13 protein-coding genes and 1 pseudogene are annotated in these 26,114 nt (G+C 56.5%); 9 read left to right on the top strand and 5 right to left on the bottom strand.

Features of this window, described 5'->3' with window-relative positions; translation table 11 throughout:
• Nucleotides 1-69: 69 nt before the first annotated feature.
• From ilvB to BHW66_RS11085, 3 genes and pseudogenes are all read left to right on the top strand, one after another.
• A complete protein-coding gene (gene ilvB, locus BHW66_RS11095; RefSeq protein ID WP_094140204.1) occupies nucleotides 70-1,923 on the top strand; it encodes a biosynthetic-type acetolactate synthase large subunit in 1,854 nt (617 codons plus the stop codon).
• A 714-nt stretch (nucleotides 1,924-2,637) separates the two neighbouring features.
• Nucleotides 2,638-3,469 (top strand): annotated as a pseudogene (locus BHW66_RS11090) (basic secretory protein-like protein).
• Nucleotides 3,470-3,788: 319 nt separating this feature from the next.
• Nucleotides 3,789-4,685, top strand: a complete 897-nt coding sequence (locus BHW66_RS11085; protein ID WP_022198805.1) for a phosphatidylserine decarboxylase — start codon at nucleotides 3,789-3,791, stop codon at nucleotides 4,683-4,685.
• Nucleotides 4,686-4,813: 128 nt separating this feature from the next.
• On the opposite strand, the gene rpe is transcribed toward BHW66_RS11085, so the two are convergent.
• Both rpe and leuS read right to left on the bottom strand, forming a co-directional pair.
• A complete protein-coding gene (gene rpe / locus BHW66_RS11080; protein ID WP_031931165.1) occupies nucleotides 4,814-5,467 on the bottom strand; it encodes a ribulose-phosphate 3-epimerase in 654 nt (217 codons plus the stop codon).
• Nucleotides 5,468-5,491: 24 nt separating this feature from the next.
• On the bottom strand, nucleotides 5,492-8,065 hold the full coding sequence (gene leuS, locus BHW66_RS11075; protein ID WP_046435859.1) for a leucine--tRNA ligase: 2,574 nt from the start codon (nucleotides 8,063-8,065) through the stop codon (nucleotides 5,492-5,494).
• A 169-nt stretch (nucleotides 8,066-8,234) separates the two neighbouring features.
• Between leuS and BHW66_RS11070 the strand changes: the two genes are divergently transcribed.
• On the top strand, nucleotides 8,235-9,920 hold the full coding sequence (locus BHW66_RS11070) for a sulfatase (RefSeq protein WP_232051405.1): 1,686 nt from the start codon (nucleotides 8,235-8,237) through the stop codon (nucleotides 9,918-9,920).
• A gap of 315 nt (nucleotides 9,921-10,235) precedes the next feature.
• On the opposite strand, the gene BHW66_RS11065 is transcribed toward BHW66_RS11070, so the two are convergent.
• On the bottom strand, nucleotides 10,236-10,982 hold the full coding sequence (locus BHW66_RS11065) for a hypothetical protein (protein ID WP_128153903.1): 747 nt from the start codon (nucleotides 10,980-10,982) through the stop codon (nucleotides 10,236-10,238).
• 221 nt (nucleotides 10,983-11,203) lie between these two features.
• On the opposite strand from BHW66_RS11065, the gene nspC reads away from it, so the two are divergent.
• Nucleotides 11,204-12,406: a carboxynorspermidine decarboxylase gene (nspC, locus tag BHW66_RS11060; RefSeq protein ID WP_022198810.1), complete on the top strand. Its 1,203-nt coding sequence runs from the start codon at nucleotides 11,204-11,206 to the stop codon at nucleotides 12,404-12,406.
• Between the two features lie 23 nt (nucleotides 12,407-12,429).
• A complete protein-coding gene (gene speA, locus BHW66_RS11055) occupies nucleotides 12,430-14,367 on the top strand; it encodes a biosynthetic arginine decarboxylase (protein WP_046435856.1) in 1,938 nt (645 codons plus the stop codon).
• Nucleotides 14,368-14,437: 70 nt separating this feature from the next.
• Here the strand turns inward: speA and BHW66_RS11050 are convergent, their stop codons facing one another.
• Nucleotides 14,438-15,532, bottom strand: coding sequence for a site-specific integrase (locus tag BHW66_RS11050; protein ID WP_164907728.1), 1,095 nt, complete (start codon nucleotides 15,530-15,532; stop codon nucleotides 14,438-14,440).
• 325 nt (nucleotides 15,533-15,857) lie between these two features.
• On the opposite strand from BHW66_RS11050, the gene BHW66_RS11045 reads away from it, so the two are divergent.
• From BHW66_RS11045 to BHW66_RS11035, 3 genes are all read left to right on the top strand, one after another.
• Nucleotides 15,858-17,996 carry a glycoside hydrolase family 2 TIM barrel-domain containing protein gene (locus tag BHW66_RS11045; protein WP_102732122.1) on the top strand — a complete coding sequence of 713 codons (2,139 nt, stop codon included), beginning with the start codon at nucleotides 15,858-15,860 and terminating at the stop codon, nucleotides 17,994-17,996.
• 22 nt (nucleotides 17,997-18,018) lie between these two features.
• Nucleotides 18,019-21,888 (top strand): glycoside hydrolase family 2 TIM barrel-domain containing protein, encoded by a 3,870-nt coding sequence (locus BHW66_RS11040; RefSeq protein WP_249851450.1) that lies wholly within the window; start codon nucleotides 18,019-18,021, stop codon nucleotides 21,886-21,888.
• 151 nt (nucleotides 21,889-22,039) lie between these two features.
• Nucleotides 22,040-24,616: a glycoside hydrolase family 2 TIM barrel-domain containing protein gene (locus BHW66_RS11035; RefSeq protein WP_249851451.1), complete on the top strand. Its 2,577-nt coding sequence runs from the start codon at nucleotides 22,040-22,042 to the stop codon at nucleotides 24,614-24,616.
• Here BHW66_RS11035 and BHW66_RS11030 read toward each other — a convergent pair.
• Entirely contained in the window at nucleotides 24,611-25,990 is a 1,380-nt protein-coding gene (locus BHW66_RS11030) for a replication-associated recombination protein A (RefSeq protein WP_253822269.1), read from the bottom strand. The two genes, BHW66_RS11035 and BHW66_RS11030, sit on opposite strands and share 6 nt — an antisense overlap.
• Between the last annotated feature and the right edge of the window lie 124 nt (nucleotides 25,991-26,114).

Raw genomic sequence — 26,114 nt, 5'->3', positions numbered from 1 at the left:
GGCTTCACATTGCGCCCGGAATGCGTTAGAACCTTTTTTCCTATTGAACAAATAAAATATTATTTGCACATGAGCACAAACGACAAAACATCATCCGCCCCGACGAAAACCCGCATGACAGGAGCTGAAGTGCTCGTGGAATGCCTCGTGCGTGAAGGTGTAGACGTCGTCTTTGCCTATCCTGGCGGCGCCAGCATGCCGATTCATCAGGCCCTGAGCCATCAGCCCAAGATACGGACCATCCTGCCCCGCCATGAACAGGGCGGGGCATTCGGCGCGGAAGGCTATGGCCGCGTTACGGGCAAGGTGGGCGTTTGCATTTCCACTTCCGGCCCCGGCGCCACCAACATGATTACCTCTATTGCGGATGCTTATCTGGACTCCACGCCTCTGGTGGCGATTACGGCTCAGGTCATGCGCTCCTTGATTGGACGCGGCGCCTTCCAGGAAACAGACGTATTCGGCATGACCGCCCCTATCGTGAAGCACAGCTATCTGGTGACGGAACCGGAAGAACTGCCCCGTATCATCAAGGAAGCCTTCTACATCGCCTCTACGGGCCGTCCGGGCCCTGTGCTGATTGACATGCCCAAGGACGTGCAGGAGGCCGTGTTTACACCGGACTTTGACATGGAGATGGATATTCCCGGCTACAACCCCGTGCTGCCCGTCCCTGCGGATAAGCTGGAAGAACTCATCCCGTTGATTGAAAACGCCAGGCGGCCTGTCATTTACGCCGGCGGCGGCATCATTTCTGCGGAAGCTTCCGGGGATCTTCTGGAATTTGCGGAACGTTCCCAGATTCCTGTGGCGACCACCCTGATGGGCATTGGCGCCATGCCGGAAACCCACCCTCTTTCCCTGCGTTGGCTGGGCATGCACGGAGCCGTGTTTGCGAATAACGCCGTGAATGAAGCGGATCTGGTTATTGCCCTGGGCGCCCGGTTTGACGACCGCGTGACAGGCGCCGTCAATATGTTCTGTCCGGAATCCACGATCGTTCACATTGATATCGACGCCAGCGAGATCAATAAAAACAAGAAGGTGGCGTATCCCATCCGCGCAAACGTGAAGGACGCCCTCCGGGTGCTCAACTCCGCTCTGGCCGCAAAAGGCTGGGAGCGCAAATCCTCCGTCTACACCCGCACTCCTGAATGGTTCGGCGTGATTGACGGCTGGAAAAAACAGTACCCCTTCTCCTATGAGGACCGCAAAGGGTATATCGCCCCGCAGGCTGTCATTGAGGAGCTCTACCGCCAGACGGCGGACAAGGACCCCATCATCTGCACGGGGGTGGGCCAGCATCAGATGTTTGCCGCTCAATTCTTCAAATTTGACAAGCCCCGCCGTCTGGCCACTTCCGGCGGTTTGGGAACCATGGGCTATGGACTTCCCGCCTCCATGGGAGCGTGCCTGGCTTATCCGGACAGACTGGTTGTGAATATTGACGGGGACGGTTCCATGCTCATGAATATTCAGGAGCTGGCAACCATTCATGTGGAGCGTCTGCCCGTCAAATGCATTATTCTGAACAACCAGCACCTGGGCATGGTGGTCCAATGGGAAGATTTGAAGTATGATTCCAACCGGGCCCAAACCTTCCTGGCGGACCCGCACGACAATTATGATCCTACCCATAAAACGGAAGATGTCATCTACCCGAATTATCCGCTTATTTGTGCCGGGTTCGGCGTCAAGTGCGAGCGTGTGCTTCGCATAGAGGAGCTTCCGGCGGCTATCACTCGGATGATTGAATCCCCTGAGGCCTATGTCCTGGACGTCATGGTTCCCCATGATGTGCATGTGCTGCCGATGATTCTGGGGGGCATGAGCTACAAGGATGTGATTCTGGAACGTATTGCCGGGGATGGTTCCGCCAAAAAGGCGTCTGAACTGGGCAAGGAAATCCCGACTGCCCTGTAAGAGCGAGGCAAGCTTCTTCTATTGAGCCTTAAACAGGAGCCGTCCGTAAGGGCGGCTCCTGTTGCATGGCGGCGCAAGTGGAATGCAGGTCAGTTGACTGCCATTAGGGTGGCAGCAAGGCATGTATATAGATCCGGATATTCCTGTTTTCCGGTAGGTGAATTCCTGGTTTTGTGAAGGAATGAGGAAGATGTTTCTGGACGCAGTAAAAAAGAACGGTTAGCATCAATGAGCCAAATTGAGTGCAAGCTGGCTCGGACGTGAAGTAACTGAGGTTTTCTAAGATGATGCCACATCGGATGCTGCGCTTGCGCCAACCTCAAGCTCACAGAAAATTTCCGGGAATCCGGCGCATGCTGTAAGCGATTGAGAAATGTAGCTTGACAGAAAAATTCCCTTTGATCAGGCCTGACCGCATCTGGTTCTTGCATCAGGTTGGCGCAAGACCTTTGTTGCATGTTTGATACTCAAACCGTATTCGTCAGGCCGTCGCACCCACACGGGTGCGTGAATTGAAGTTTTTATGTATGTTTGACATATTTAAATACGAATCGTTGTTTTATTAAGGGAGGGAGATATATTGAAATAAGGGTATTTGTTGCTGAAGAATGAAAGATGGATTTTTGTGTTTTTTGTTGAATGCAATATTTTGACGGAGGAAGTTGGTTTTTCGGCTGATAGAGGAGAAATGACGGGAAGTATTATTGGACGAATATGAAAAGATATTGTCTGGTTTCCGGGTTATGTTTGTGCTTGTTCATGGGGATATTTTCATGTATTCTGGAAGCTCCGGAGCATAAGACGGAAAAAGATGCCTCAGCCATTGTTCTGAATGAGGATTCGGATATAATCTGGGGGGAATTTTTCTTTGGGCCGCATTTCATTCGATGATAAGGCTCCGCATAGTAAAGGTTCCCGCATTTTTCACCGATTGATTCCAGATACGGAGGTTTATATCCGTCAGTTGTCCCGTATTGTTCTCCATACGTTGTATGAGAGTCCTGAAGAATGTATTGTTCCTGTCCACCATTTGCGTTTCATGCTGGAGGATACCGATGGAGTTGCCTGCAAATGGGGAGGAAATGGAGAGGTGGCCATTTCCTGCAGCACGCGCCATATTGAGGGTTTGTTTAAAGATGATGATGCGGCGAAGGTTTATTTTGAAATTCGAGGAGTCTTGTTGCATGAGCTAACCCATGTTTACCAACAGGAACCCCAGGGGATAGGTTCCTATGGAACGAACAGGGAATTTAGAGCATTTATCGAGGGGATGGCTGATGCCGTTCGTATAGCTAACGGGGGATTCCATAGAGGAGCCTACCGTCCTACGGGCGGCAGTTATATGGATGGCTACCTCCATGCAGGTCATTTTTTTGTGTGGCTGCGGGATTATAAAGACCCTGAATTTCTACGCAAATTGAACCGTAGTGCTCTTGAGGTCGTTCCGTGGTCGTTTGATGGCGCCGTTAAATATGCTTTGGGCAGCGAGTATCATATTGATGAGTTGTGGCGGGAGTATCAAAGGGTAATGGAAGAGGAGAAATAGGGGCGTTTCATAGTTCAGGAGTTTTGATGGGATATCTAGACAGGAGGCTGGAATAGAAGGAATGGCCGTGGAGAGCGTTCTTAAGGCGTGGGTATTTCTCGTTTACCATTTTTGAAAAGCAAGGTTTGAGTGGCCCGGCAGAAAGACAGGATGCCTCATGCTTCGCAGTATTTGAATCCTGGGCGGGACAGGGTGCCTTGGACAGAGGGATGGGAAACGGTGAGGAGGAGCGAAGCTCCCATGCTGCATGCTGGAAACGGGAGGCAGGGATATTCTTTCGGCTGGACAAACGGAGGGGCGGAAGACACTCTAGGGTTTCATGGAGGGCATACGCTATTACAACCGCTATACGGGCAGGGAGGAACGGGAGCAGGTACCGGGGGAGAAGTATATGCAATGGATTTACGGCACTGCTTCGGGGAAGGCGGCACTGCATGTCCTGATTAAACGCGGCGTTTTTTCCCGTTTGCTGGGTTGGTTGAAGAATCGCCCTTCCAGCGCCCGCTCCATTCCCTCCTTTGTGGAGGAGTACGGCATTAATATGGAAGATTCTCTCAAGGGAGTGGGGGAGTTCAGGCATTTCAACGATTTTTTCTACCGCCGCCTGAAACCGGGAGCTCGCCCTTTGGCCGGCGGGGAGGATACGGCCGTTTTTCCCGCGGATGCCCGGCACATGGGCTGGGAACGCGCCGACCGAATTAAGAACGTTTTCGTGAAAGGGCAGCGTTTTGACCTGCCTTCCCTTCTGGGGAGCGACACCCTGGCTGAGCGGTATGCGGCCGGCGCCGTCGTCTTGTCGCGCCTGTGCCCTACGGATTACCACCGTTTTCATTTTCCGGTGTCCGGGGTGCCCGGTCCCTGGACGAAGCTGGGAGGCCCGCTGGCAAGCGTGTCTCCGTATTGCCTGCGCGGCCGTCTGGCGTGGTTATGGACTAATAAAAGGAATTTGACCCTGATCCGGTCAGAGTTGTGGGGAGAGGTCGCCATGCTGGAGGTGGGAGCTACCGGAGTTGGGTTGATTGAAGAGACGTATGTTCCGGGTGTTTTCTCCGCAAGAGGGGCGGAGAAGGGGTATTTTGCCTTTGGAGGCTCCACGGTAATGTGCTTTTTTGAACCGGGAAGAGTCAGTTTGGCTTCCGATTTGTTGGAAAAGACGGAAGAAGGCTTGGAGCTGTTTGCCCGGCAGGGAGACATGATGGGCACGGCAGCGACATAGCCTCCGGGCTGGCGTGCCTGTCCCGCAATGTTTTGAGTAGGGCTCTTTCCTGACGGAATGCCGGGGATGGATTCCGGCGTTTCAGGGCGGATTTTCGGATTTTTTGATTTTCCGAAGTGCCAGGCGGGTCATTTCATTTCCGCAATGGCGCGGGCCATATCCGGAGCCTTGAAGGTAGAGGAGCCTGCCACCAGCACATCCGCTCCGGCCAGAGCACACTGAGCGGCATTGTTTTGGCCAATTCCTCCGTCCATTTGAATGAGGAAGGAGGCGCGGTTTTCCGTGCGCCATTCGGCGGCTTTTTCCACCTTGTCCAATACGGAAGGCATGAAGGACTGGCCGCCGAAGCCAGGCACTACGGACATGACCAGCAGCAGGTCTATTTCCGCCAGGTAAGGTTCTACGGTTTCAAAGGGTGTGGCCGGGTTGAGAGCCAGGCCGTTTTTTACTCCGGCTTCCCGGATTCGCCCGAGTGTGTTGCGAATGTAGTAGGAGTCTCCCAGTTCCACGTGAAAGCAGATGAGGTTCACGCCAGCCCTGACGAAGCGGTCAAAGTAGTGGTCCGGCCGTTCTATCATCAGGTGGGCATCCAGAAAGCGGTCCGGCCCCACCGCTTTTCTGACGGCGGCGCAGATTTCCGGGCCAAAGGAGATGTTGTCCACAAAGTGGCCGTCCATGATGTCCAGATGCAGCCAGTCGGCGCCGGAGTCAAAGGCCCGCCGCGCTTCCTCCCCAATGCGGGAGAAATCAGCGGCCAGCAGGGACGGGGAGATTATGGTCATGGCTGAGGGAGGCTTTTCGGGATGTCAGTTGGCTACAATGTTGACCAGGCGGCCGGGCACGACAATTACCTTGCGCACAGTGACGCCGTCCAGGAAGGTTTTCACCTTGGCGGAGGCCAGGGCCTGTTTTTCCAGTTCTTCCCGGGAGATGTCCTTGGGCACTTCCAGTTTGTCCCTCAGTTTGCCGTTCACCTGGATGACCATGGGAACGGTATTTTCCTCCAGCAGGGCTTCCTCCCATTCAGGCCAGCTTTTCTGGCAAAGCTGCGTCTGGGCCAGAGCCGGGAAGGCTGTTTGCAGGCGGCTGTGTATTTCTTCCGTAAGGTGGGGGGCAAAGGGATTCAGCAGGGTCAGGAAAGCATCATAGTCCTGAACGTCCACCACATCCGCGGAGGTCATGGCATTGGTGCATTCCATCATTTTCGCGATGGCGGTGTTGAAGGACATGCCATTGATGTCCTCCGTCACTTTTTTAATGGTTTTGTGCAATTCCTTGCGTACGGCAAGCACCCCGGCTTCCGGAGCGTTCTCCACCAGTTTGGAGTTGATTTCCCATTCTCCTTCCTGATTTTCCCGGAAGGCCACGCGCCAGACGCGGGCCAGGAAGCGGGAAATGCCTTCCACACCTTTGGTTGCCCAGGGTTTCACGTCCTTGAGAGGGCCCATGAACATTTCATATAACCGCAGGGAGTCCGCGCCATATTCGCGGACGATGTCATCCGGATTGACGACGTTGCCGCGGGATTTGGACATTTTCTGGCCGTCTTCCCCCAGGATGAGCCCTTGGTTGACGAGTTTCTGGAAGGGTTCATTGGTGCTGAGGTAGCCTAGGTCAAAGAGTACCTTGTGCCAGAAGCGGGCATAGAGAAGGTGGAGCACGGCGTGTTCCGTGCCGCCCACGTACAGGTCCACGCCTCCGGGGGAGCCGGCGGAGCCCATCCAGTATTGTTCCGCTTCCCGGCTGACGAAGCGTTCCGTGTTGGCCGGATCCAGGTAACGCAGGTAGTACCAGCAGGAGCCGGCCCATTGGGGCATGGTGTTTGTTTCACGGTGGGCTGTGGGCGTGTAGGCTATCCATTCCGCAGCCTTGACCAGCGGGCCGCGGGGGTCTCCCGTGGGGGCGAAGTCGTCCAGATCCGGCTGGAGTACGGGGAGTTCGCTTTCCGGCAGGGCGCGGTGGTGACCGTTTTCCCATACGATGGGGAATGGTTCCCCCCAGTAACGCTGGCGGGAGAAGAGCCAGTCGCGCAGCTTGTAGTTTACTTTGCGGCGTCCCTTGCCGTTTTCTTCCAGCCAGAGGATCATTTTTTCCTTGGCTTCCGGAGTAGGCAGCCCGGTCAGGAAGCCGGAGTTCACGCTGGAACCTTCATAACCGCAGAAGCCGCGCCAGTCCATGTCTTCACTGGGCGGCTGAACTACCTGGAGAATGGGCAGGCCGAAGACCTGGGCAAAGGCGAAGTCGCGTTCGTCATGGGCGGGGACGGCCATGATGGCTCCGGTTCCGTAGCCCATCAGCACATAGTCCGCGATCCAGACGGGAATTTGTTTTCCATTGACCGGATTGACGGCATAGGCTCCGGTGAAGACCCCTGTTTTTTCCTTGGAGAGGTCCGTGCGTTCCAGGTCGCTTTTGGAGGCGCACTGGGCGCGGTATTGTTCCACAGCATGTTTCTGTTCCGGCGTGGTGACGGTATCTACCAGAGGGTGCTCCGGGGAAAGAACCATGTAGGTGGCTCCGAAGAGGGTGTCCGGCCTGGTGGTGTAAACAGTAATCGTTTCTCCGTCCAGGGTGAAGTCCACTTCCGCACCTTCCGATTTGCCTATCCAGTTGCGCTGAAGCAGTTTAATGGATTCCGGCCAGTCCAGGGGCTCCAGCTCGTCAATGAGGCGTTCCGCGTAGTCCGTGATGCGCAGCATCCACTGGCGCAGGGGGCGGCGTTCCACGCGGTGTCCCTTGGATTTCCATTCCTCCACTTCCTCATTGGCAAGGACGGTTCCCAGGTCCGGGGACCAGTTGACGGCAGCTTCCGCTACGTAGGCCAGCCGGCGCTGGTCGATTTCTTCCCGGCTCAATCCCTGTTCCTCCAGTTCGGAAACGGGGCGCGCCTTTTTCAGTTCCTTGTTGTAGTAGGAGTTGTAAAGCTGGAGGAATATCCACTGGGTCCAACGGACGTATTCATGGTCCGTTGTTGCTATTTCCCGGTCCCAGTCGTAAGAGAACCCCAGCATTTTGAGCTGGCGGCGGAAGTTGTCTATATTCCGGAAGGTAGTGACGGAGGGGTGCTGTCCGGTTTTAATGGCGTATTGTTCCGCCGGAAGGCCGAAGGAGTCCCACCCCATGGGATGGAGCACGTTGAAGCCGTTCATGCGTTTGAAACGCGCTACAATGTCCGTGGCGGTGTACCCTTCCGGATGGCCCACATGCAGGCCCGCCCCGCTGGGGTAGGGGAACATGTCCAGCACGTAGTATTTGGGTTTGGACGCATCAAAGCCCTCTTCTCCGGGGTTGTTTACTTTAAAGGTTTTCCTCTCGTCCCAGATCTGTTGCCATTTAGGTTCAAAAACGTCAAAGGGATATGGTTTCTTGCGCTCGGACATGACGGGAGGGAATGTATACTCCGCCCGCGGGTCAATCAAGCCTAAACCAGGCGGAATGCAGGCGCTTCCAATGCTCCGGGGGCATGATGCCGTTTTTCGGAAAAAAGGGGAAAGGTAAGAAGACGTTTGCGCGTATTTCTTAACTGAAAGGTTTTTGTTGATTGCGACCATGAAGTTTACTTCCTGTATTATGTCTGCCGTCTGCGGAGCATTGTTCCTGTTTGCCGGGGCATCCGCTCTGGGCAATGGTTCCAACCCTGTTTCCGGAAAGAAGCCCAATATCATCGTTTTCCTGGTAGATGACATGGGATGGCAGGATACTTCCCACCCGTTCTGGTCCGACAGCCAGGGCAACCCGAAGAAAACCTTTTTGAACAGGCGCTACCGGACGCCGAATATGGAGAAGCTGGCTTCCCAGGGCATGACGTTTACGGATGCATATGCTCATCCCCTTTGCACTCCTTCCCGGGTGAGCCTGATGTCCGGCATGAATCCGGCGCGGCACCGCGTGACCTGCTGGGTACGGGAACAGAACGGGACGACGGACGCCAACAGCAGGAGCCTCCTGCCTCCGGACTGGGCGTTGAACGGCCTTCAGCCTATAGGCACTCCCGCCAGGGGAACGACAAAACGCCCCATTTCCGGGGAGGATATGCGCTATCACATGACGCGTCCTTTTGCCACGGCGGCTACACTGCCAGAGATGCTGAAGAAGTGCGGTTATGTTACCGTCCATTGCGGGAAGGCCCATTTCGGCACGCAGGGAACTCCGGGTTCCAATCCGTTGAATATGGGATTTGATTATAATATCGCAGGTACGGAGATCGGCCATCCGGCGGATTACCGCGGTTCCAGGCATTACGGAAAGGGGTTTAACCATGTGCGCGGACTGGATGAGAATAATTATTACCAGGACGATGTATTTTTGACGGAGGCCCTGACGCGGGAGGCCATTAAACGCCTGGAAGCCATCAGGACCAATCCCAGGGAGGCTGGCAAGCCCTTTTATCTGTACATGGCCCATTACGCTTTGCATTCTCCGCTGGATGAGCGCGCTTACGACAAGAGGTTTGCGGATGCCTACAAAAACCCGGAGGACGGCCACAAGTGGTCCCGGACGGAGAAGCATTATTCCGGGCTGATCGAGGGGATGGACAAAAGCCTGGGGGATATCATGAAGTATCTCAGGGAACATCATCTGGAAAAAAATACCGTACTGGTGTTTATGTCGGATAACGGAGGCCTGGCCATCTCCGGCAGACTGGGCAATGAAGAGGCCAATTACCCTCTTTCCTTCGGCAAGGGGTCGTGCATGGAAGGCGGTATCCGGGAGCCTATGATTGTTTCCTGGCCGGGCGTGACGAAGGGCGGTTCAAGGTGTGCCGTCCCGGTGGTTATTGACGATTTTTTCCCAACTCTTCTGGATATCGCCGGATGCCGGAACGTAGAAGTTCCGCAGAAGCTTGACGGCTTAAGCCTGGTTCCTTTGCTCAAAGGCGGCCGGTTTCCTGAAGACCGCCCCCTTTTGTTCCACCAGCCGAATAATTGGGGGGAAGGCAGTCGGCAGGCGCCTCAGTATACTTCTTCCACCGCATTGCGCCAGGGGGATTGGAAATTGATTTACCGCCACCTGACCCAGAGCTTTGAGCTGTACCATTTAAGGAAAGATATCGGCGAGAAGGAAAACCTGGCTTCCAGGGAGCCGCGGAAAACCAGGGAAATGGCTGTTGTCATGGGCAGGTTGCTCCGGGAGAGGAAGGCGCAGATGCCAACCTATAAGAAGGACAATGAGCTGGGCGCTCCTGCCGGGAGTTCCGTTCCGTGGCCCGACCAGGTGAAGGGGAATGGTTTTTGATGATCCGCAATAACGTTTTTCCAAAGTTTTTTCATAACCCCCGGCAGGATTCACGTCCCGCCGGGCGGACCGGGTCGAGGCTGGGGTGCCCTCACTTCCTTTTCCAGTAGTTTTTTCTGTCCGGTATAGGAATGGTGTGTGTTTTCTTTTCCGGATGCAGGGTCATCGTTCTTCGTGAATGAAGGCCGCAGCTTGTTTCGGAGTAAGGGGAGGAATGAGCAAGGGAACTGGTTCGGGAGGGATAAAAACGCCCCGACGGATATGGCGTCGGGGCGTGACAGAGGTTAAATAACGAAGTTCCCTGAAAGGGAGGGTTTAAAAATCATCGGTGACAGCGGCATCATCCGTTGTCGTGGTATCTTCGCTTTCAGCAGCGCTGTCCGCAGAGGGTTCCTCTTCCGTTCCGGCAGTATCGTCGGCAGGAGTTTCTTCCGTAGCGCCTGGTTCAGAAACGGACGTTGCTGCGGATTTGGCAGCGGGCGCTGCGGACGGAGCAGCTCCCTTGGGCGGAACAACGACTTTCATGGCCGGAGGGGCGGGAACGGGAGTTTCCAGACCGTCAGCCTTGCGGGTGCTGACGCGGAGTCCGTCAGCATAAGCCAGGTTTTTCAGGATGGCATAGCCCAGGGCGGGAGCCCGGTCCGTCGTGTTGACCAGCATCTTGAAGTGGTTGTTGACGGACATCTTGCGGGCGTCCTTGCCATTGCGGAAGGGAATGATGCCTGTCATGTTGCCGTCATTGTCAATGCAGATCGCCCAGAAAGAGCGGTCTACCTGGATGAAGTACTGCGGGCGGATGTAGTCCATCGTTTTCCATTCAGCGCCCTTGATGTATTCCTCCATGGCGCGGCGCGCATTGGCCGGCATGCTGCCCCAGTCAGCGTAAACCCGGGAGGTCAGCGTTTCACGGCCATTGTAGCCGTGCACGGATACGTGCTGGGCAGTAGCAAATTGACGGGCATAGCTCTCGGGAGAGGCAGGTTGGCAAGAGCTGGTGAAGAGCGCTGCTCCGGCGGTCAGGATGCAGGCTGCTGCAGTAGTGAAGGGATGAATGTTAGTCATGGCAATCGCAATGGTTACGTTATAAAAGAGGAAAATACATCCCATTTCAAGGAAAAGAATGCAGGAGGTACCGTTTTGTGCCGTTTTTTGACGTTTCCGTTTGATGCGGGGGGCTGGCGGGAGTGGGGAAGGCGTTCTCATGCCCGTCTCGCAGGTATGATGGTAAATTACTAAAATTTTTCTCGCAAATCGTTCTGAATCGCTTAGGTTGTCGTTGCTTTATGTCCGCCTTTATCATCAGCCTGCCGGCCCTGGAACGCAACGCTCTTATCCTGAGGGATGTGGCGGATGCCGCAGGGTGCCGCATCGCTCTGGCGCTGAAGGGGTTTTCCTGCTGGCCCTGTTTTGAGGCCCTGTCCCCCTGGCTGGACGGCTGCTGCGCTTCCGGCCTGTGGGAGGCGCGGCTGGCCCGGCGCAGGTTCGGGAAGCATGTGCTGACTTATTCTCCCGGCCATGCCCCGGAGGAAATAGCGGAGCTGGCGGAGATTTCCAGCCATCTTGATTTTAACAGCCTGACGCAGTGGAGCCGTTTCCGGGAGGAAGTGATGCGGCATCCCCGCTTTGTTTCCGGTGAATTGAAATGCGGCTTGCGCGTCAATCCCCAATGTTCCACCGGGCATACGCCCATATATGACCCCTGTGCCCCCGGTTCCCGCCTGGGCGTGACGCCGGACATGATGCAGGGGGCGGACCTGTCCGGCATTTCCGGTCTTCATTTTCATACTTTATGCGAACAGGGAGCGGATGACCTGGCGGTAACGATGGATGCGGTGGAACGCCACTTCGGCCATCTTCTGAGCCGCCCGGAGATTTCTTGGCTGAATATGGGAGGAGGTCATTGGATTACCAAACCCGACTATGACCGGAAGCTGCTGGCGGCACTTATCCGCCGCATCCGCGAACGCTACGGCGTGGAAGTATGGCTGGAACCGGGAGAGGCCGCTGCCATTCATACCGGGGTGCTGCGGTGCCGGGTGTTGGACCTTTTTTCCGCGGAGGGGGTGAATCATGCCATTCTGGATGTTTCCGCATCCGCCCACATGCCGGATACGCTGGAAATGCCTTATCGGCCGGATGTGTTCCAGATTGCAGGAGACGCTTCCCTCCGTTCCGCGCAGCAGCCCGCCGTACGGTTGGAAGGGGAGAGCTATGCGCTGGCGGGGAAGGCCGGGGAAAAAGCTTATACGTACCGGCTGGGCGCCCCCACGTGCCTGGCGGGAGACCGGCTCGGAGATTATTCCTTCGCGGAGCCCCTGGCGGTAGGTGACGAACTTGTGTTTGACGATATGGCGCATTATACGATGGTGAAGACTACGTTTTTCAATGGCGTGCGCCATCCGGACATCGCCGTTCAGAGAAAAGACGGTTCCGTGGAGACGGTGCGCCGTTTTTCCTATGAAGATTTTGAGGCCCGCCTGGGCTAGAATATTTGACCAGACAGATTGACATGGCAACAGCTAAAGAAGGCATCAAGCAGAAAGTCCACGGGTGGAGTCACCATGATTCCGCAGATTTGTACGGCATTGACGATTGGGGGAACGGTTATTTCCGCATCAGCAAAAAGGGAGAGGTTACCGTACGCCTGAATGACGAGGATGGAGGAAAGAAGGATGTCAGCCTGTGCGATCTGCTGGAGGGGCTGAAGGAGCGCGGGACTACCGTTCCCGTTCTGTTCCGGTTCCGGGATTTGCTGCGCAGCCGTATTGCGGAGCTGAACGACAGTTTCCGGAAAGCAATCAAGGAGGCGGGGTACCAGGGTAAGTACCAGGGCGTTTACCCCATCAAGGTGAACCAGCAGCGCCAGGTGGTGGAGGAGATTGCGGAGTTCGGCACCAAGTATGATTACGGTCTGGAGGCCGGTTCCAAGCCGGAGCTGATAGCCGCCATGGCCCATATGCACAATCCGAATGCCTATCTGATTTGCAACGGGTACAAGGATGACGAGTTTATTGACCTGGCGTTGACGGCCCAGAAGATGGGGCTGAATATTTTTATTGTGCTGGAAATGCCTTCCGAGCTGGACGTTATTATGGAGCGCGCCAGAAGGATGGATATCCGCCCTAATCTGGGCGTGCGCGTCAAGCTGGCGGCCAAGGGGTCCGGTTTATGGCAGGAATCCGCGGGGGATAAGTCCGTTTTCGGGTTGAACGCAGCCCAGGTGGTGGATGTGGTGGATAAGCTGAAGCAGGTGGATGCGCTGGATTGCCTGAAGCTGCTCCATTATCATCAGGGGTCCCAGATTCCAAATATTTCCGTGGTGCGCGAGGGGCTGACGGAGGCGGTCCGCATTTACGTGGACCTGGTGAAGGAGGGCGCCCCTCTGGGCACGCTGGACATGGGCGGCGGCCTGGCCGTGGATTATGACGGTTCCAAGACGAATTTCCATTCTTCCTGCAATTATTCCATTGCGGAGTTTGCCCGTGACGTGGTGGAGGTTGTGGGAGACATGTGTTCCAAGTACGGGGTTCCCCATCCCACGCTGGTGACGGAGTCCGGACGGGCCGTAGTGGCCTATTATTCCGTGCTGGTGTTCAACGTGCTGGATGTGACGAGCGCGCCGGGCGAGGAACCTCCGCCCGAGCTTCCGGATGACGCTCCGGAGCTGTTGAAGGCTTTTGCGGATACGGACCGGACGCTGGCCAGGAAGAATATGCAGGAGTGCTATAATGACGCCTGCTATTACCGGGACCAGTTGAGAGCCCAGTTTTTTTACGGGAACGCCACCCTACGGCAGCGCGGGCTGGGAGAGGCTTATTATTGGCATATCCTGAGCCGCATTTCCCGCATGCTGGCGGAGATGGAGACCATTCCGGAGGATCTCAGGGAGCTTTCCTGCTCCATGGTGGACTTTTATTACGGCAATTTTTCACTGTTCCAGTCTCTTCCGGATTCCTGGGCCATCCGCCAGCTTTTCCCCGTGATGCCTCTGCACCGTTTGAATGAACGGCCCACGAATAAGGCCGTGCTGGCAGACATCACGTGCGATTGCGACGGAAAGATAGACCATTTCATTGACCGTGAGGACGTGGCAACCGCCCTCCCCCTGCATGCCATCAAACCCGGCGAGGACGATTATTACATAGGCGTATTCCTGGTAGGAGCCTATCAGGAGACCTTGGGGGATTTGCATAACCTGCTGGGAGATACGAATGTGGTTGGCGTGCATCTGGAAGGCGGCCGCCCCGTTTATACCCATGAAGTGGAGGGCGATACGGTGTCCGATGTCCTTTCCTACGTGGAGTATGATCCCAAGGAGTTGATCAACAAGTTCCGCACGTTTGCGGAGCAAGCCGTAGCCGAGGGGAAAATATCTCCGTCCGAACGCCGGAGAGCCTTGGAAGTGTTCCGTTCCGGATTGAATGGATACACTTATTACGAACTGTAGGAAACGGTCTTGTCTTTTGCTTCAACAGGGAGCGTCTGTCCCGTGCCGGCGCGTTTTCCTTTGTTGCGGATCAGGAGACCAGCGGTTCTTCCGGCGGTTTCGTTTCTTCAATGACCTTGGCTGGCGTCAGGGCCCAGAAGCGCGTGGCCGTTTGCGGAGAGATGCCTTTCATGTTCAAGTACCGTGTGCGGAGCAGGGAGGAGGAGCGGTGCCCCATTTCCATTTGCAACAGGTTGTAGTCCTTGAAGTGCTTGGCGTGGTAGCTGGCGTAGGTGTGCCGCAGGCAGTCCGGCACCCATGATTTTTTTCTTCCTCCCCAGCCGGCTTTTTTCCGGATTTTGCGCCACTTGATTGTCCACCCTTTCGGGCAGATGGGAGTTCCGGGTCCGGGTTTGGTCCTGTCACGGCAGAATTTGAGCCATTTGGCGAGCACGGGCAGGATGGTGACGTGCCTGGCGCCTCCGGTTTTGGTATGCTTGGAGTTCAGAATGATACAGCCGTCGCGGAGAGCGATGTTTTCCCAGAGCAGGCGTTCCACTTCCTGCGGGCGGATTCCTGCAAAGATCATCAGCGCCGCTCCGGCTGCGCAGCTTCCGTCAAATTCTTCCATGGCTGCCTTGAGAAGCTGAGTTATTTCCTTCAGCGTCAGAGCGGGGATTTCCTGCTCCTGCAGAAAAGGCGTGTCTACGCGGAGGATGGGATTCTCGTCACACCATCCGCGTTTGACGGAGAACGAGAAAATTCCGCTCAAGATGAGCCTCGCTTTGTGCCTCTGCCGGGATGTGGTAAAGGTATTCATCAGGATGTTCTGGCATTCCTCCACGCTCAGGTTGCGCAGGGAGGTGTGTTCCAGTTCCGGATTGCTCTTTTTAAGCTTGTGGATGATGCTCCTGATGTCCGTCAGCGTCCGGGGACGGCGGTGGCTTTTGGAACGTAGGCATTCCACGGCCGCCGTGCCGAAACTGACGGTTTGATGTTTGTTTTTAATGGCGTTCAATCCCAGGGAGACGACTTCCCGGCACCGGGTAATGGTACAGATTTCATCTCCAAGGGCTTCCTTGATTTCCAATACCAGCCTTGCAGCCTGGATCAGGGTGACTGATTCCCCCTCCAGAAGTGCGGCTCCGACATATTTCAATTTGTTTGTATTCGGTGCTTTTTTCATGTTCATTTCTCGTGTTTGTCCAAACACGGTTTTAATGAAAAAGGCTATCCTTATAATGGGGAAAACTTATGCTTTCCACTAGAAAACGCGTAACCGTCAAGGATATGTTGTTACTTATGTTTTCTTTGAACCGGCCGCAAAATCAAAGTTTCTGATGGTGCAGGAACCGAAAATGTTAGAAAGCGCGGCTCCCTGTGCTGAATGTCAAGATGGACGTGACTTGTCCGGCATGAGTATATTTCTGTCGGAAGAGGGGTAAAGGAACGGCCGGATGAAAGTATTTTATATGGCTGAACGTATATGGTAGGTACTGCTTTTCTGTACCATGAACATCAGAATTCATTCTTTCAACGTATCATGTGTCGGCCTTTGCTGCGTATTGGGGTCTTTTTTCGCGGCGGACGCCCGTGAGGTTTATCCCCTGAACGGTTCCTGGGATTTCAGTTTTAACGGGAAGCCTGCTGAAAAAGTGACGGTGCCCCATACATGGAACGCAGAGGATGCCGCCAATGGTGCTCAGGGGAAGCGGGAAGACGCCAAATCCGTCAACAGTGACGCCTACCGCCGCGGGCCGGCCGTTTATTCGCGCACGCTTCCGGTGGAGCCCAGGCCGGGCAAGAGGTATTTCATCCGCGGCGGGGGAGCCAGCATTGTTTCCGAGGTTTCCGTCAATGGGAAACCTGCCGGCAGCCATGAGGGGGCGTTTACGGCTTTCTGTTATGAAATAACGCCCCTTTTGAAAAAAGGCTCCAATACGATTTCCGTTCTGGTGGACAACACGCAGCGTAATCATATCGCCCCCCAGCGCGGGGATTTTTCCATGTTCGGCGGGCTGTACCGGCCCATTGAACTGATTGAGACGGACGGTGTCTGCATTGATCCTCTTTTTTATGCTTCTCCCGGCGTTTTCATCACGACAAAGTCTTTAAGCAAATCCAAGGCCGAGGTGGAAGTGAAGACCCTTCTCAATTCGGACGGAAAGGCCGGGGATGTGGATGTTGCCGTGGAAATCCTGGACATGAAGGGCAGGAAGGTAGCCGGGAAGACGGTAAAGGCCGCCGCCGGGGAAAAGAATAGACTGGAGGTTCCCGTAACGCTGGCAATCGCCAATCCCATACTCTGGAACGGAGTGAAGAATCCTTACCTGTACCAGGTGAAAACTTCCATCAGGACGGCAGATGGCCAGACGGATGAGCTGGTGCAGCCGCTGGGACTGAGGACGGTTTCCGTCAATCCCAAGGAAGGTTTTGTCCTGAACGGAAAGACCATGCAGATCAAGGGGGTCAGCCGCCATCAGGATATGAAGGGGAAGGGGTGGGCCCTTTCCCCGGAAGATGAGGCGCGGGATATCAGGCTGATTGCGGATATGGGGGCGGATGGGGTTAGAACGGGCCACTATCCCGCATCCACCAATATTTACGACCTGTGCGACAAGGCGGGGCTGATTGTCTGGTCCGAGGTCCCCAATGTCAACCTGGTGTGGGATACGCCGGAGTTCCGGGAGAATAACCGCCTCCAGGCCCGGGAGATGATTTTCCAGCATTGGAATCATCCCTCCATTTGCATGTGGGGAATTTTCAATGAAATCGGACACCAGCCCGAGGCTGCCACGAGAGGAGTGGACATGGAAGCTGAGTTGACGGAATTGAACAAGTTCGTGAAGGAGACTGATCCCTCCCGCATGACCGTGGGGGCCAGCAATCAGGCGGGCCGCAGAAAACTGAACAATATTCCTGACCACATCGCATTCAATACGTATCCCGGCTGGTACGGAGGAGGGCCCGAAACCATGAAGGGCAACCTGAACGGCTACATCCGCGACTATGGCGGCAAGATGGGCATTGCCGTCAGTGAGTATGGTCACGGCGCCAGCGTGGACATGCATGAGAATCCGGCCCAAAGACCGTCTCCCACCGGATTCTGGCATCCGGAGGAATGGCAGTCCCATGCGCATGAGGTCAATTACAGGTGCATCAGGGAAAGGCCGGAGGTGTGGGGGGCCTTTGTCTGGAACATGTTTGACTTCGGTTCCTCTTCCCGTTTTGAGGGGGAAAGCCCCGGCATTAACGACAAGGGGCTGGTGACCTATGACCGCAAGACGCCCAAGGACGCCTATTTTTTCTACAGGGCCAACTGGAGCCCCCGTCCTACCGTATACATCACATCCCGCAGGTTTGCGGAACGTACGGAAAAAACGGTGCCCGTGAAGGTTTACAGCAATGGTTCCGTGGTGAAGCTGAGCGTCAACGGGAAGCCCGTTGGGAGTGTCAAACCGGATGATTTGAAGCGCGCCGTCTGGCCGGAAGTGACTCTCAAGCCCGGCGTCAACACTATTACGGCCACGGCTTCCATAGGAGGGAAAACGTACACGGATTCCTGCAAGTGGACGTTGAACCCTGCCGGAGGTGACGGGAAGAAGGATTCAGAGCGTTATCAGGATCCGTCCCTGAAAAAGTATAAGTAAGCAATTCCATATTCATTCCGAGATGAAGACGGTACGCGCGTTTCTGTTTTCCGTGATGTGTCTGGCTCCGGCTCTTCCCCTGCTGGGGGATGTTCCGGATTGGGAAAATGAAGAGGTGACGGGAATCAATAAGGAGGCTCCCCGAGCCTCCGTTTTTCCGGCATCGGATAAAACGTTGAGCTTGAACGGGGATTGGAAGTTCAAATTTTCCATGACTCCGGACGAGAGGCCTGCCGATTTCTTCAATCCCTCCTATTCCGTTTCCGGATGGGATACGGTCAAGGTTCCTTCCAACTGGCAGCTTTACGGTTATGGAACGGCCATTTACACGAATGTTCCCTATCCATTCAAGCCGAATCCTCCCAAGGTAATGGGGGAACCGCCCAAGAACTGGCCGGCGTACAGGGAGCGTAATTCCGTGGGTTCCTACCGCCGGGATTTCAATTTGCCCGTTTCCTGGAAGGGAGAGCAGGTGATGATCCGGTTTGACGGGGTGGAGTCCGCCTTTTATGTGTGGGTAAATGGCCGTCAAGTCGGCTATTCCGAAGATTCCTATACAGGGGCGGAGTTTGACCTTACTCCCCATGTCAGGCCCGGCAGGAATACGATTGCCGTGGAAGTATACCGCTGGAGCGACGGTTCTTACCTGGAGGACCAGGATTTCCTGCGCCTTTCCGGCATTTTCCGGGACGTGACCCTGTTTGCCCAGCCGCAGACGCACGTGCGTGACCTGTTCCTGAAGGCCGGACTGGACAGGGAGGATTACACAACCGGGGTACTGGACGGAACGTTCACCATCCGCAATTCCGGTAAAAAGGATATTCCCGCCGGCATGAAGCTGAATTATTCCATCGACGGGATTTCCACCAAATTGAACTGGGAGGGCAGGAACGGTTCCGGCCGCGTGCAGACGGATAACAGGGGAAGGCTGGATTCCGGAACGCTGGAGGTTCCCTCCATTCCCTCCGGAGGCGAGGTGCAGATTTCCCTGAACAGGAAATTTCCCGGTGTGAAGCCATGGACGGCGGAAACGCCCAACCTGTACAGGGTGACTTATTCTCTGAATGGAAAGGATACCCGTTCCGTCAATATCGGGTTCCGTTCCGTGGAGATTGCGGATAACGGCGCCGTGCTGATTAACGGCAGAGCCGTCAAGTTCAAGGGTGTCAACCGCCATGAAGCCCATCCCGATTACGGGCGCGCCATTCCGCGGGAAGTGATGGAAAAGGACGTGCAGATTATCAAGGCGCATAATATCAATACCGTCCGTTGTTCCCACTATCCCAATCATCCTTATTTTTATGAGTTGTGCGACCGCTACGGCCTGTACGTGATGGACGAAGCCAACTGCGAAGCCCACGGCATCCGCAATAGCAGCATGGATATTTCCCGGAAGCCTTCCTGGAAGAAAGCCCATGTGGAGCGCAATATGAGCATGGTGCATCGTTCCAAGAACCACCCTTCCATTGTTTTCTGGTCCCTGGGCAATGAGTCCGGAAACGGCCCCAATTTTGAGGCGGCAGCGGCGGCTGTCAGGGCTTATGACACTACGCGGCCCCTCCATTACTGCGAATTTCCGCACGGCCACAAGGCCGTGGATATGGATTCCGCCATGTATCCGCCCGTGGACCGGGTGGAAAACTGGGGGAAGCAGAAAACTTCCCGCCCCTTTTTCGTGTGCGAATATGCCCACTCCATGGGGAATGCCCTGGGGAATTTCAAGGAGTACATGGATGCCTTCGAGTCTTCCCCGCGCATGGTGGGCGGGGCCATCTGGGATTTCGTGGACCAGTCCCTCCGCGCCAATCCTGCCGGAAACGGCATTTACAAGCCCGCCCCTTTCAAGGGAGTAACACAGGCTTACGGCGGCATGTTCGGAGACAGGCCCAACCAGGCCAATTTCTGCGACAACGGCATTATTCTTGGCAACCGGAACACCACGGCCAAGACGAAGGAGGTGAAGAAAGTATACCAGTACATGGCTTTTGAGCGCAAGGACGGGTCCCTGTCCGTTCGCAACAAATATTTCCATAAGCCTTTGAAAGGTTATACGCTTTATCTGGTATCCCTAGCTCCCGGCGGCGGCCATGCCGTGGAGCGCATGGTTCTGCCGGAGGTCCCCCCCGGCAAATCCGCAACGGTGAATCTGCCTTCAGCCGCCATGCGGACCGGTTCCCTGATGGTTCTGGCGGATGTCCGCTTCAAGCTCCCGGAAGACATAAAGGAACTTTCCGTCAGTCAGCTGGAACATGTGGTGAATGAGTGCGAAGCTTATGAGTGGTTTCCGGCGTCCGCGGAGAAGGCGGTTCCCGCGCCTCCCCCGGCGGGTTTGCCTGCCGTTTCCGTGCGTCAGGGGGATCCCGTGGTCGTGCAGGGGAAGGATTTTTCCGCATCCTTCAAAAACGGGATGCTTTCCTCCCTCCGGTATGGCGGCCGGGATTTGATGTTGCCCGGCTATCCGGTGGAGCTCCAGGCGTACCGCTCTCCGGTGGATAACGACGCCTGGATCAGGAACAAGGTTGAAGGGAAAATGAAGATGCAGAATATGAAAGCGGAATATTCCAACGTTAACGCTGCCGTCATTTCCCCCGGCGTGGCCCGTATCACGGCGCAGTTCCGGACGAAAGGTTCCGAGCTTGCCTTTTCCGGGGAAGTCGCGTGGACGGTTTTCGGCAACGGCATTATCAATGCTTCCGTCCGGATGTATCCCTCTGCCAGGGGAGAAGAACTCCTCCGGCTGGGCGTCACTTTCGGGATGCCTGCCGCGTATGACCGGGTAGAGTACCTGGGGCTGGGACCGTGGGATAATTACCGGGACCGCCGTACGAGCTGCTGGAAGGACGTTTTCCGCACTTCCGTGGACGATATGTTTTTTGCTTATTCCCGGCCCCAGGATATGGGCAACCGCATGGAGACGGACTGGATAGCCTTGTCCAACCCCCGGGAGGCCCGGGCTCTGTGGGTAGGTTCAGCCTCTCCCGGGGCTCCGCTGGAGGTTTCCGTTCTGCGTTATACGCCGAAGGAGCTTAACGACGCCAGGAGCCTGGACAGGCTGCCGGAGAAAAATAAAGTGATTGTGAATCTGGATGCTTTCCAGATGGGGCTGGGCGGCTCTTCCTGCGGGCCGCGCCCGCTGGCCAGGTACCAGACATTGAGCAAGGCCACAGCTCTGGGGTTTGTGCTGGCGCCCTCGTCCGCCCTGCTGAATCTGGCGCGCACGGGACTGGCTGTTCCCCATTCCCCCGTCATTGAACGGGATGGAAACGGCATGGTCAGCCTGGTTTCCTCCACGCCTGAGGCGGAGATAACGTATTCCGTCAACAAGGGTCCGGAAAAAACGTACCGGAATCCCTTCAAGCTTCCCGAAGGGGAAGTGAGGGCCTGGGCTGTTTCCATGAAGTCCGGCAAGGTTCCTTCCACGTCTCCCGGAGAGAGAAAATTCCCCCTCGTCAAGGGGCAGGGCGAATGGAAAATTTTAAGCGCTTCCTCGGAAGAGCCGGATACCGGTTTCGCCCACTTTGCCATTGACGGGAATCCGGATACCTGTTGGCATACATCCTATACGAACGGTCTGCCGGGGTTCCCCCACTCCATTGCCGTGGATATGGGAACCAGAATGAAGTTTACCGGGTTTATCTATACGCCCAGAATGGACAGGGATAAGGGCCTCATCAGCCAGTATGCGTTTTCCGTTTCCGATGACGGGCGGAACTGGAAGGAAGTGAAGAAAGGCCAGTTCACGTACCATTATATCAGGAAGGACCCCGCGGTTCAGCGCATCGACTTCGGCAGGCCTGTGGAGGCCCGCTACTTCAAGCTGGATGCCCGGTCCCCGGTGAAGGGCGGCGAGCAAAGCGCCACCGTTGCGGAACTGAATATCATCACCCAGTAACGGGTAGGCAGACGTTTTGCGCTGCTCCCCGGATGGAGAAGTTTTCCAGCCGTGCGCCCTTTCCGGGGTGCGCGGCTTGTTGTTGAGGGCTTTTCATGGGCGGAAATGTTTTTAACTGAAAGAAAAAGCAGGACGGAATGGTAACACACGTATGCGCAAGATGATGGCCTGCATGCTGGGCGCTGCCCTGTGTTTTTCCATGGCCGGAGCGGAAACAGGCGTTTCCTCTGCGGAAAAAGTTGCATTCCCCTGCGAGAGGATGATCTGGAACCGCGGCTGGGAGTTCCGGCTTGAGGACGAGCCCGGAAAGAGCACCTGGCAGACGGTTCATCTGCCCCATACGTTCAGTCTGCCCTACTTTATGTCCGATTCCTTTTACACGGGACGAGGCACCTACCGCAAGAAGCTGGTCATGCCGGAGGAATGGCAGGGGAAGAAGGTGTTTCTGGATTGCGGCGCAGCTTTCCAGGTGGCGGAGGTGAAGGTGAACGGGAAGACTGCGGGAAGGCATGAAGGGGGATATACGGCCTTCCGGTCGGATTTGACGCCTTTCCTGAAACTCGGCGAGAACTGGGTGGAGGTACGGGTGGATAACCGCTGGAGCCCCCGCATGGCGCCGCGGGCGGGGGAGCATACTTTTTCCGGAGGCCTGTACCGGAACGTATATCTGCACGTGTGTTCTTCCGTGTATTTGCCTGCGCACGGAGTATGGGTTCAGACGCCGGAGGTGACGGCGGCCCGCGGGAAGGTCCGGATTCTGACGGAAGTGAAAAATGATACCGGGATCGTGAGGAAAGTGACGGTGCGGCATACTGTGCGGGAGGAGCAAAACGACCGCGTGGTGCTGCGGGGAGAGAAGGACGTGGAGCTGGGCGCCGGAGAAGAGTCTCGCGTACAGGCTGACCTGCCTCCGCTGGCCTCTCCCGGGTTGTGGAGCCCCGCAGCCCCCAATATGTACCGCGTGGCGACGGAGTTGCTGGACGAGAAGGGGCAGGTGCTGGACCGGGCGGAAAATCCCCTGGGTTTCCGTACTCTGGAGCTGACGGCGGACCGTGGCATGCTGATGAACGGGAAACCTGTTTATCTGCAGGGAGCCAATGTGCACCAGGACCACGCCGGATGGGGGGATGCCGTGACGGACGCCGGGGCCCGCCGTGATGTGCGGCTGATGAAGAACGCCGGGTTTAATTTCATACGCGGCTCCCATTACCCTCATTCCCAGGCGTTTCTGGATGCTTGCGACCGGGAGGGAATGTGCATGCTGAATGAAGGCGTTTTTTGGGGAATGGGCGGGTTCAAGGAGCATGACAGGTACTGGAATTGCGATGCCTATCCAACGGAAAAGAAGGACCGTATTGCGTTTGAGGAAAGCTGCATGCGCCAGGTGAGGGAGATGGTGCTGCAATTTCGCAACCATCCTTCCATTGTCATCTGGAGCATCAGCAATGAACCGTTTTTTACCAGGCATGCGCCGGAGGCCAGGGCTTTGTGCAACAGGCTTATTGCCTTGGTGAAGGAGCTGGACCCGACGCGCCCCGTGTGCGCCGGGGGAGGGCAGCGCGGAAATTTTGACAAGCTGGGGGACATGGCCGCCTTCAACGGGGACGGCTCCCATGTGAAGACGCCCGGCAGGCCCAGCATGGTGACGGAGTACGGTTCCGTGAGCTGTCGGAGGCCGGGGATGTATGCGCCGGGGTGGGGGGATATGAAGAAGGATAAAGAGGCGGGGATTCGCTATCCCTGGCGCGTGGGAGAGGCGGTCTGGTGCGGCTTTGACCACGGCAGCATCTGGCCTTCCGGCGGGCGCATGGGCATTGTGGATTACTTCCGCATTCCCAAGCGGGCCTGGTACTGGTACAGGAATGAGTTGAGGAATATTCCTCCTCCGGAGTGGCCCGTGGAGGGGACTCCGGCACAGGTGAAGCTGTCCGCGGACAAGAAGGTCATCAGCCCGGCGGACGGCACGGATGACGTGCATGTGACCGTGAAAGTGGCGGACGCCGACGGAAAGCGGATAGCCAATGCCGTTCCGGTGACGCTTACGGTGGAATCGGGGCCCGGGGAGTTCCCCACCGGCAAGAGCATCACGTTCACGCCCGGAACGGATATTGATTTGATTGACGGCTGTGCGGCGATTGAGTTCCGGTCTTATTATGCCGGGAAGACGGTGATCAGGGCGTCTTCTCCCGGATTGAAGGGGGATAACCTCCAAATCGTTTGCCGGAATGCTCCGGCTTACGCAGCGGGCAGGAGCGCGGAAACGCAGGAAAGAACCTACAAGCGTTTTACTGCCAAGGAGAGGGGGGTCCAGCTGGCGCGGTACGGACGGTCCGAACCCGGAGAGAAGGCCAATTTGGCCGTATTGAGGCCCTGTTCCGCTTCCTCCGGGCTTCAGGAGGCGATGAAGGCTTCCGACGGCGACGATGTTTCCGCATGGCATCCGTCCGAGGAAGACAAAGCGCCGTGGTGGCAGCTGGACATGGAGTTTGAATTCCGCCTGGACCGGGTGGAGGTGAAGGCCGCCGGAAGCTGGAAGGGGCCGGCTCCCGCGGTTCAGGTCAGCAGGGACGGAAATAGCTGGAAGGACATTAAAGCCGTTTTGCGCAGGGATGGGACGGAGCTGACCGCAATGTGTCCGGAAGGGACCGGCGCCAGGTACGTACGCATCCGCCTGTCTCCGGGGCAGGGCATTGCGGAAGTGGCCGTATGGCCGGCGGATGCGTCATGAAGGCTCCTGCTTTTCCGGAACGGGAGGCTTTTTCCAGTTCCTGCGCGTACCGGAGTTTCCGGCGTCCTCTTCCGCCCGCTGGCGGCGCAGTTTGTCCCAATAGGCCAGGCGTTTGTTGATTTCCCGTTCAAAACCCCGTTCCGGCGGCCTGTAGAACTGGCGGCGGGGCATGTTGTCCGGAAAGTAGTTTTGCCCGGAGAATGCGTCCGGCGCGTCATGATCGTAGGCGTAATTTTTTCCATAGCCCAGTTCCTTCATGAGTCTGGTGGGCGCGTTGAGGATGTGTGCCGGGGGCATCAGGGAGCCGTATTCCCGCGCCGCTTTCCGGGCTGCGCTCCACGCGGTGTAGGCGCTGTTGGATTTGGGGGCGCAGCCCAGGTAGATGATCAGTTCCGCAATCGCCAGCTCTCCTTCCGGGGAGCCCAGGCGTTCATAGGTGTCCCACGCGGCAATGGCCATTTGAAGTGCGGCAGGGTCCGCCAGGCTGATATCCTCCATGGCGAAACGGGTCAGGCGGCGCAGGAGGTAGAGAGGGTCCTCGCCGCCCTCGAGCATGCGCGCGGCCCAGTACAGGGCCGCGTCCGTATCCGATCCCCGCAGGGATTTATGCAGGGCGCTGATGAGGTTGTAATGGCCTTCCCGGTCCTTGTCGTAAACCGGGGCGCGTTGCTGGACAATTTTCAGCAGCGCGTCCGTGTCCAGCATTTCATCGGGCTTGCGGAGGTCAAAGACGCTTTCCATCAGGTTAATGAGGTAGCGTCCGTCTCCGTCTGCCAGTTCTGTCAGGGTGGCGCGCGCCTCCGGCGCGAGCGGAAGTTTGCGCTGAAGAAGGGCTTCCGCCCGTTCAATGATGCTTTCCAGAGCCGGGGCGTCCAGGGAGTGCATGACGAAGACCTTGCAGCGCGAGAGAAGGGCGCTGTTCAGTTCAAAGGAAGGGTTTTCCGTAGTGGCCCCCACCAGCGTAACGGTTCCGTTTTCCACATATGGCAGAAAGCCGTCCTGCTGGGCGCGGTTGAACCGATGGATTTCATCCACGAACAGGAGGGTTCCCTGACCGTATTCCCTGCGCCTGGCCGCTTCGTCAAAGGCTTTTCTCAAATCCGCCATGCCGGAGAAGACGGCGGAGAGAGCTGTGAAATGCATGGACGTGCGCGTCGCCAGAATGCGCGCCAGCGTGGTTTTTCCGCAGCCGGGAGGCCCCCACAGAATAAAGCTGGTCATTTTGCCGGAGTCCGCCATGAGCCGGAGAGGGCCTCCTTCCCCCAGCAGGTGGTCCTGGCCCATGATTTCTTCCAGTGCGGTCGGCCTCAGGCGATCCGCCAGAGGGCGGTCTGCAAAGGCGGCGAACAGGCCCGGCGCATCGTCTTTTTTCATGATGCCCATCATACGCCGCCGGTAAAAGGAAGGCAAGGGGAGCATGAAGGCATTTCAGGCGTTTCGGGCAAAACGGCACGTCATGGAGAGGATGTTGCCCCGGCTTTGAGAGGCGGAAGAGAAT

Source organism: Akkermansia sp. 54_46, assembly GCF_001917295.1.
Classification (GTDB): domain Bacteria; phylum Verrucomicrobiota; class Verrucomicrobiia; order Verrucomicrobiales; family Akkermansiaceae; genus Akkermansia; species Akkermansia muciniphila.
The sequence above is the reverse complement of the archived record's forward strand: the minus strand, read 5'-3'. Positions and strand labels throughout refer to the sequence as shown.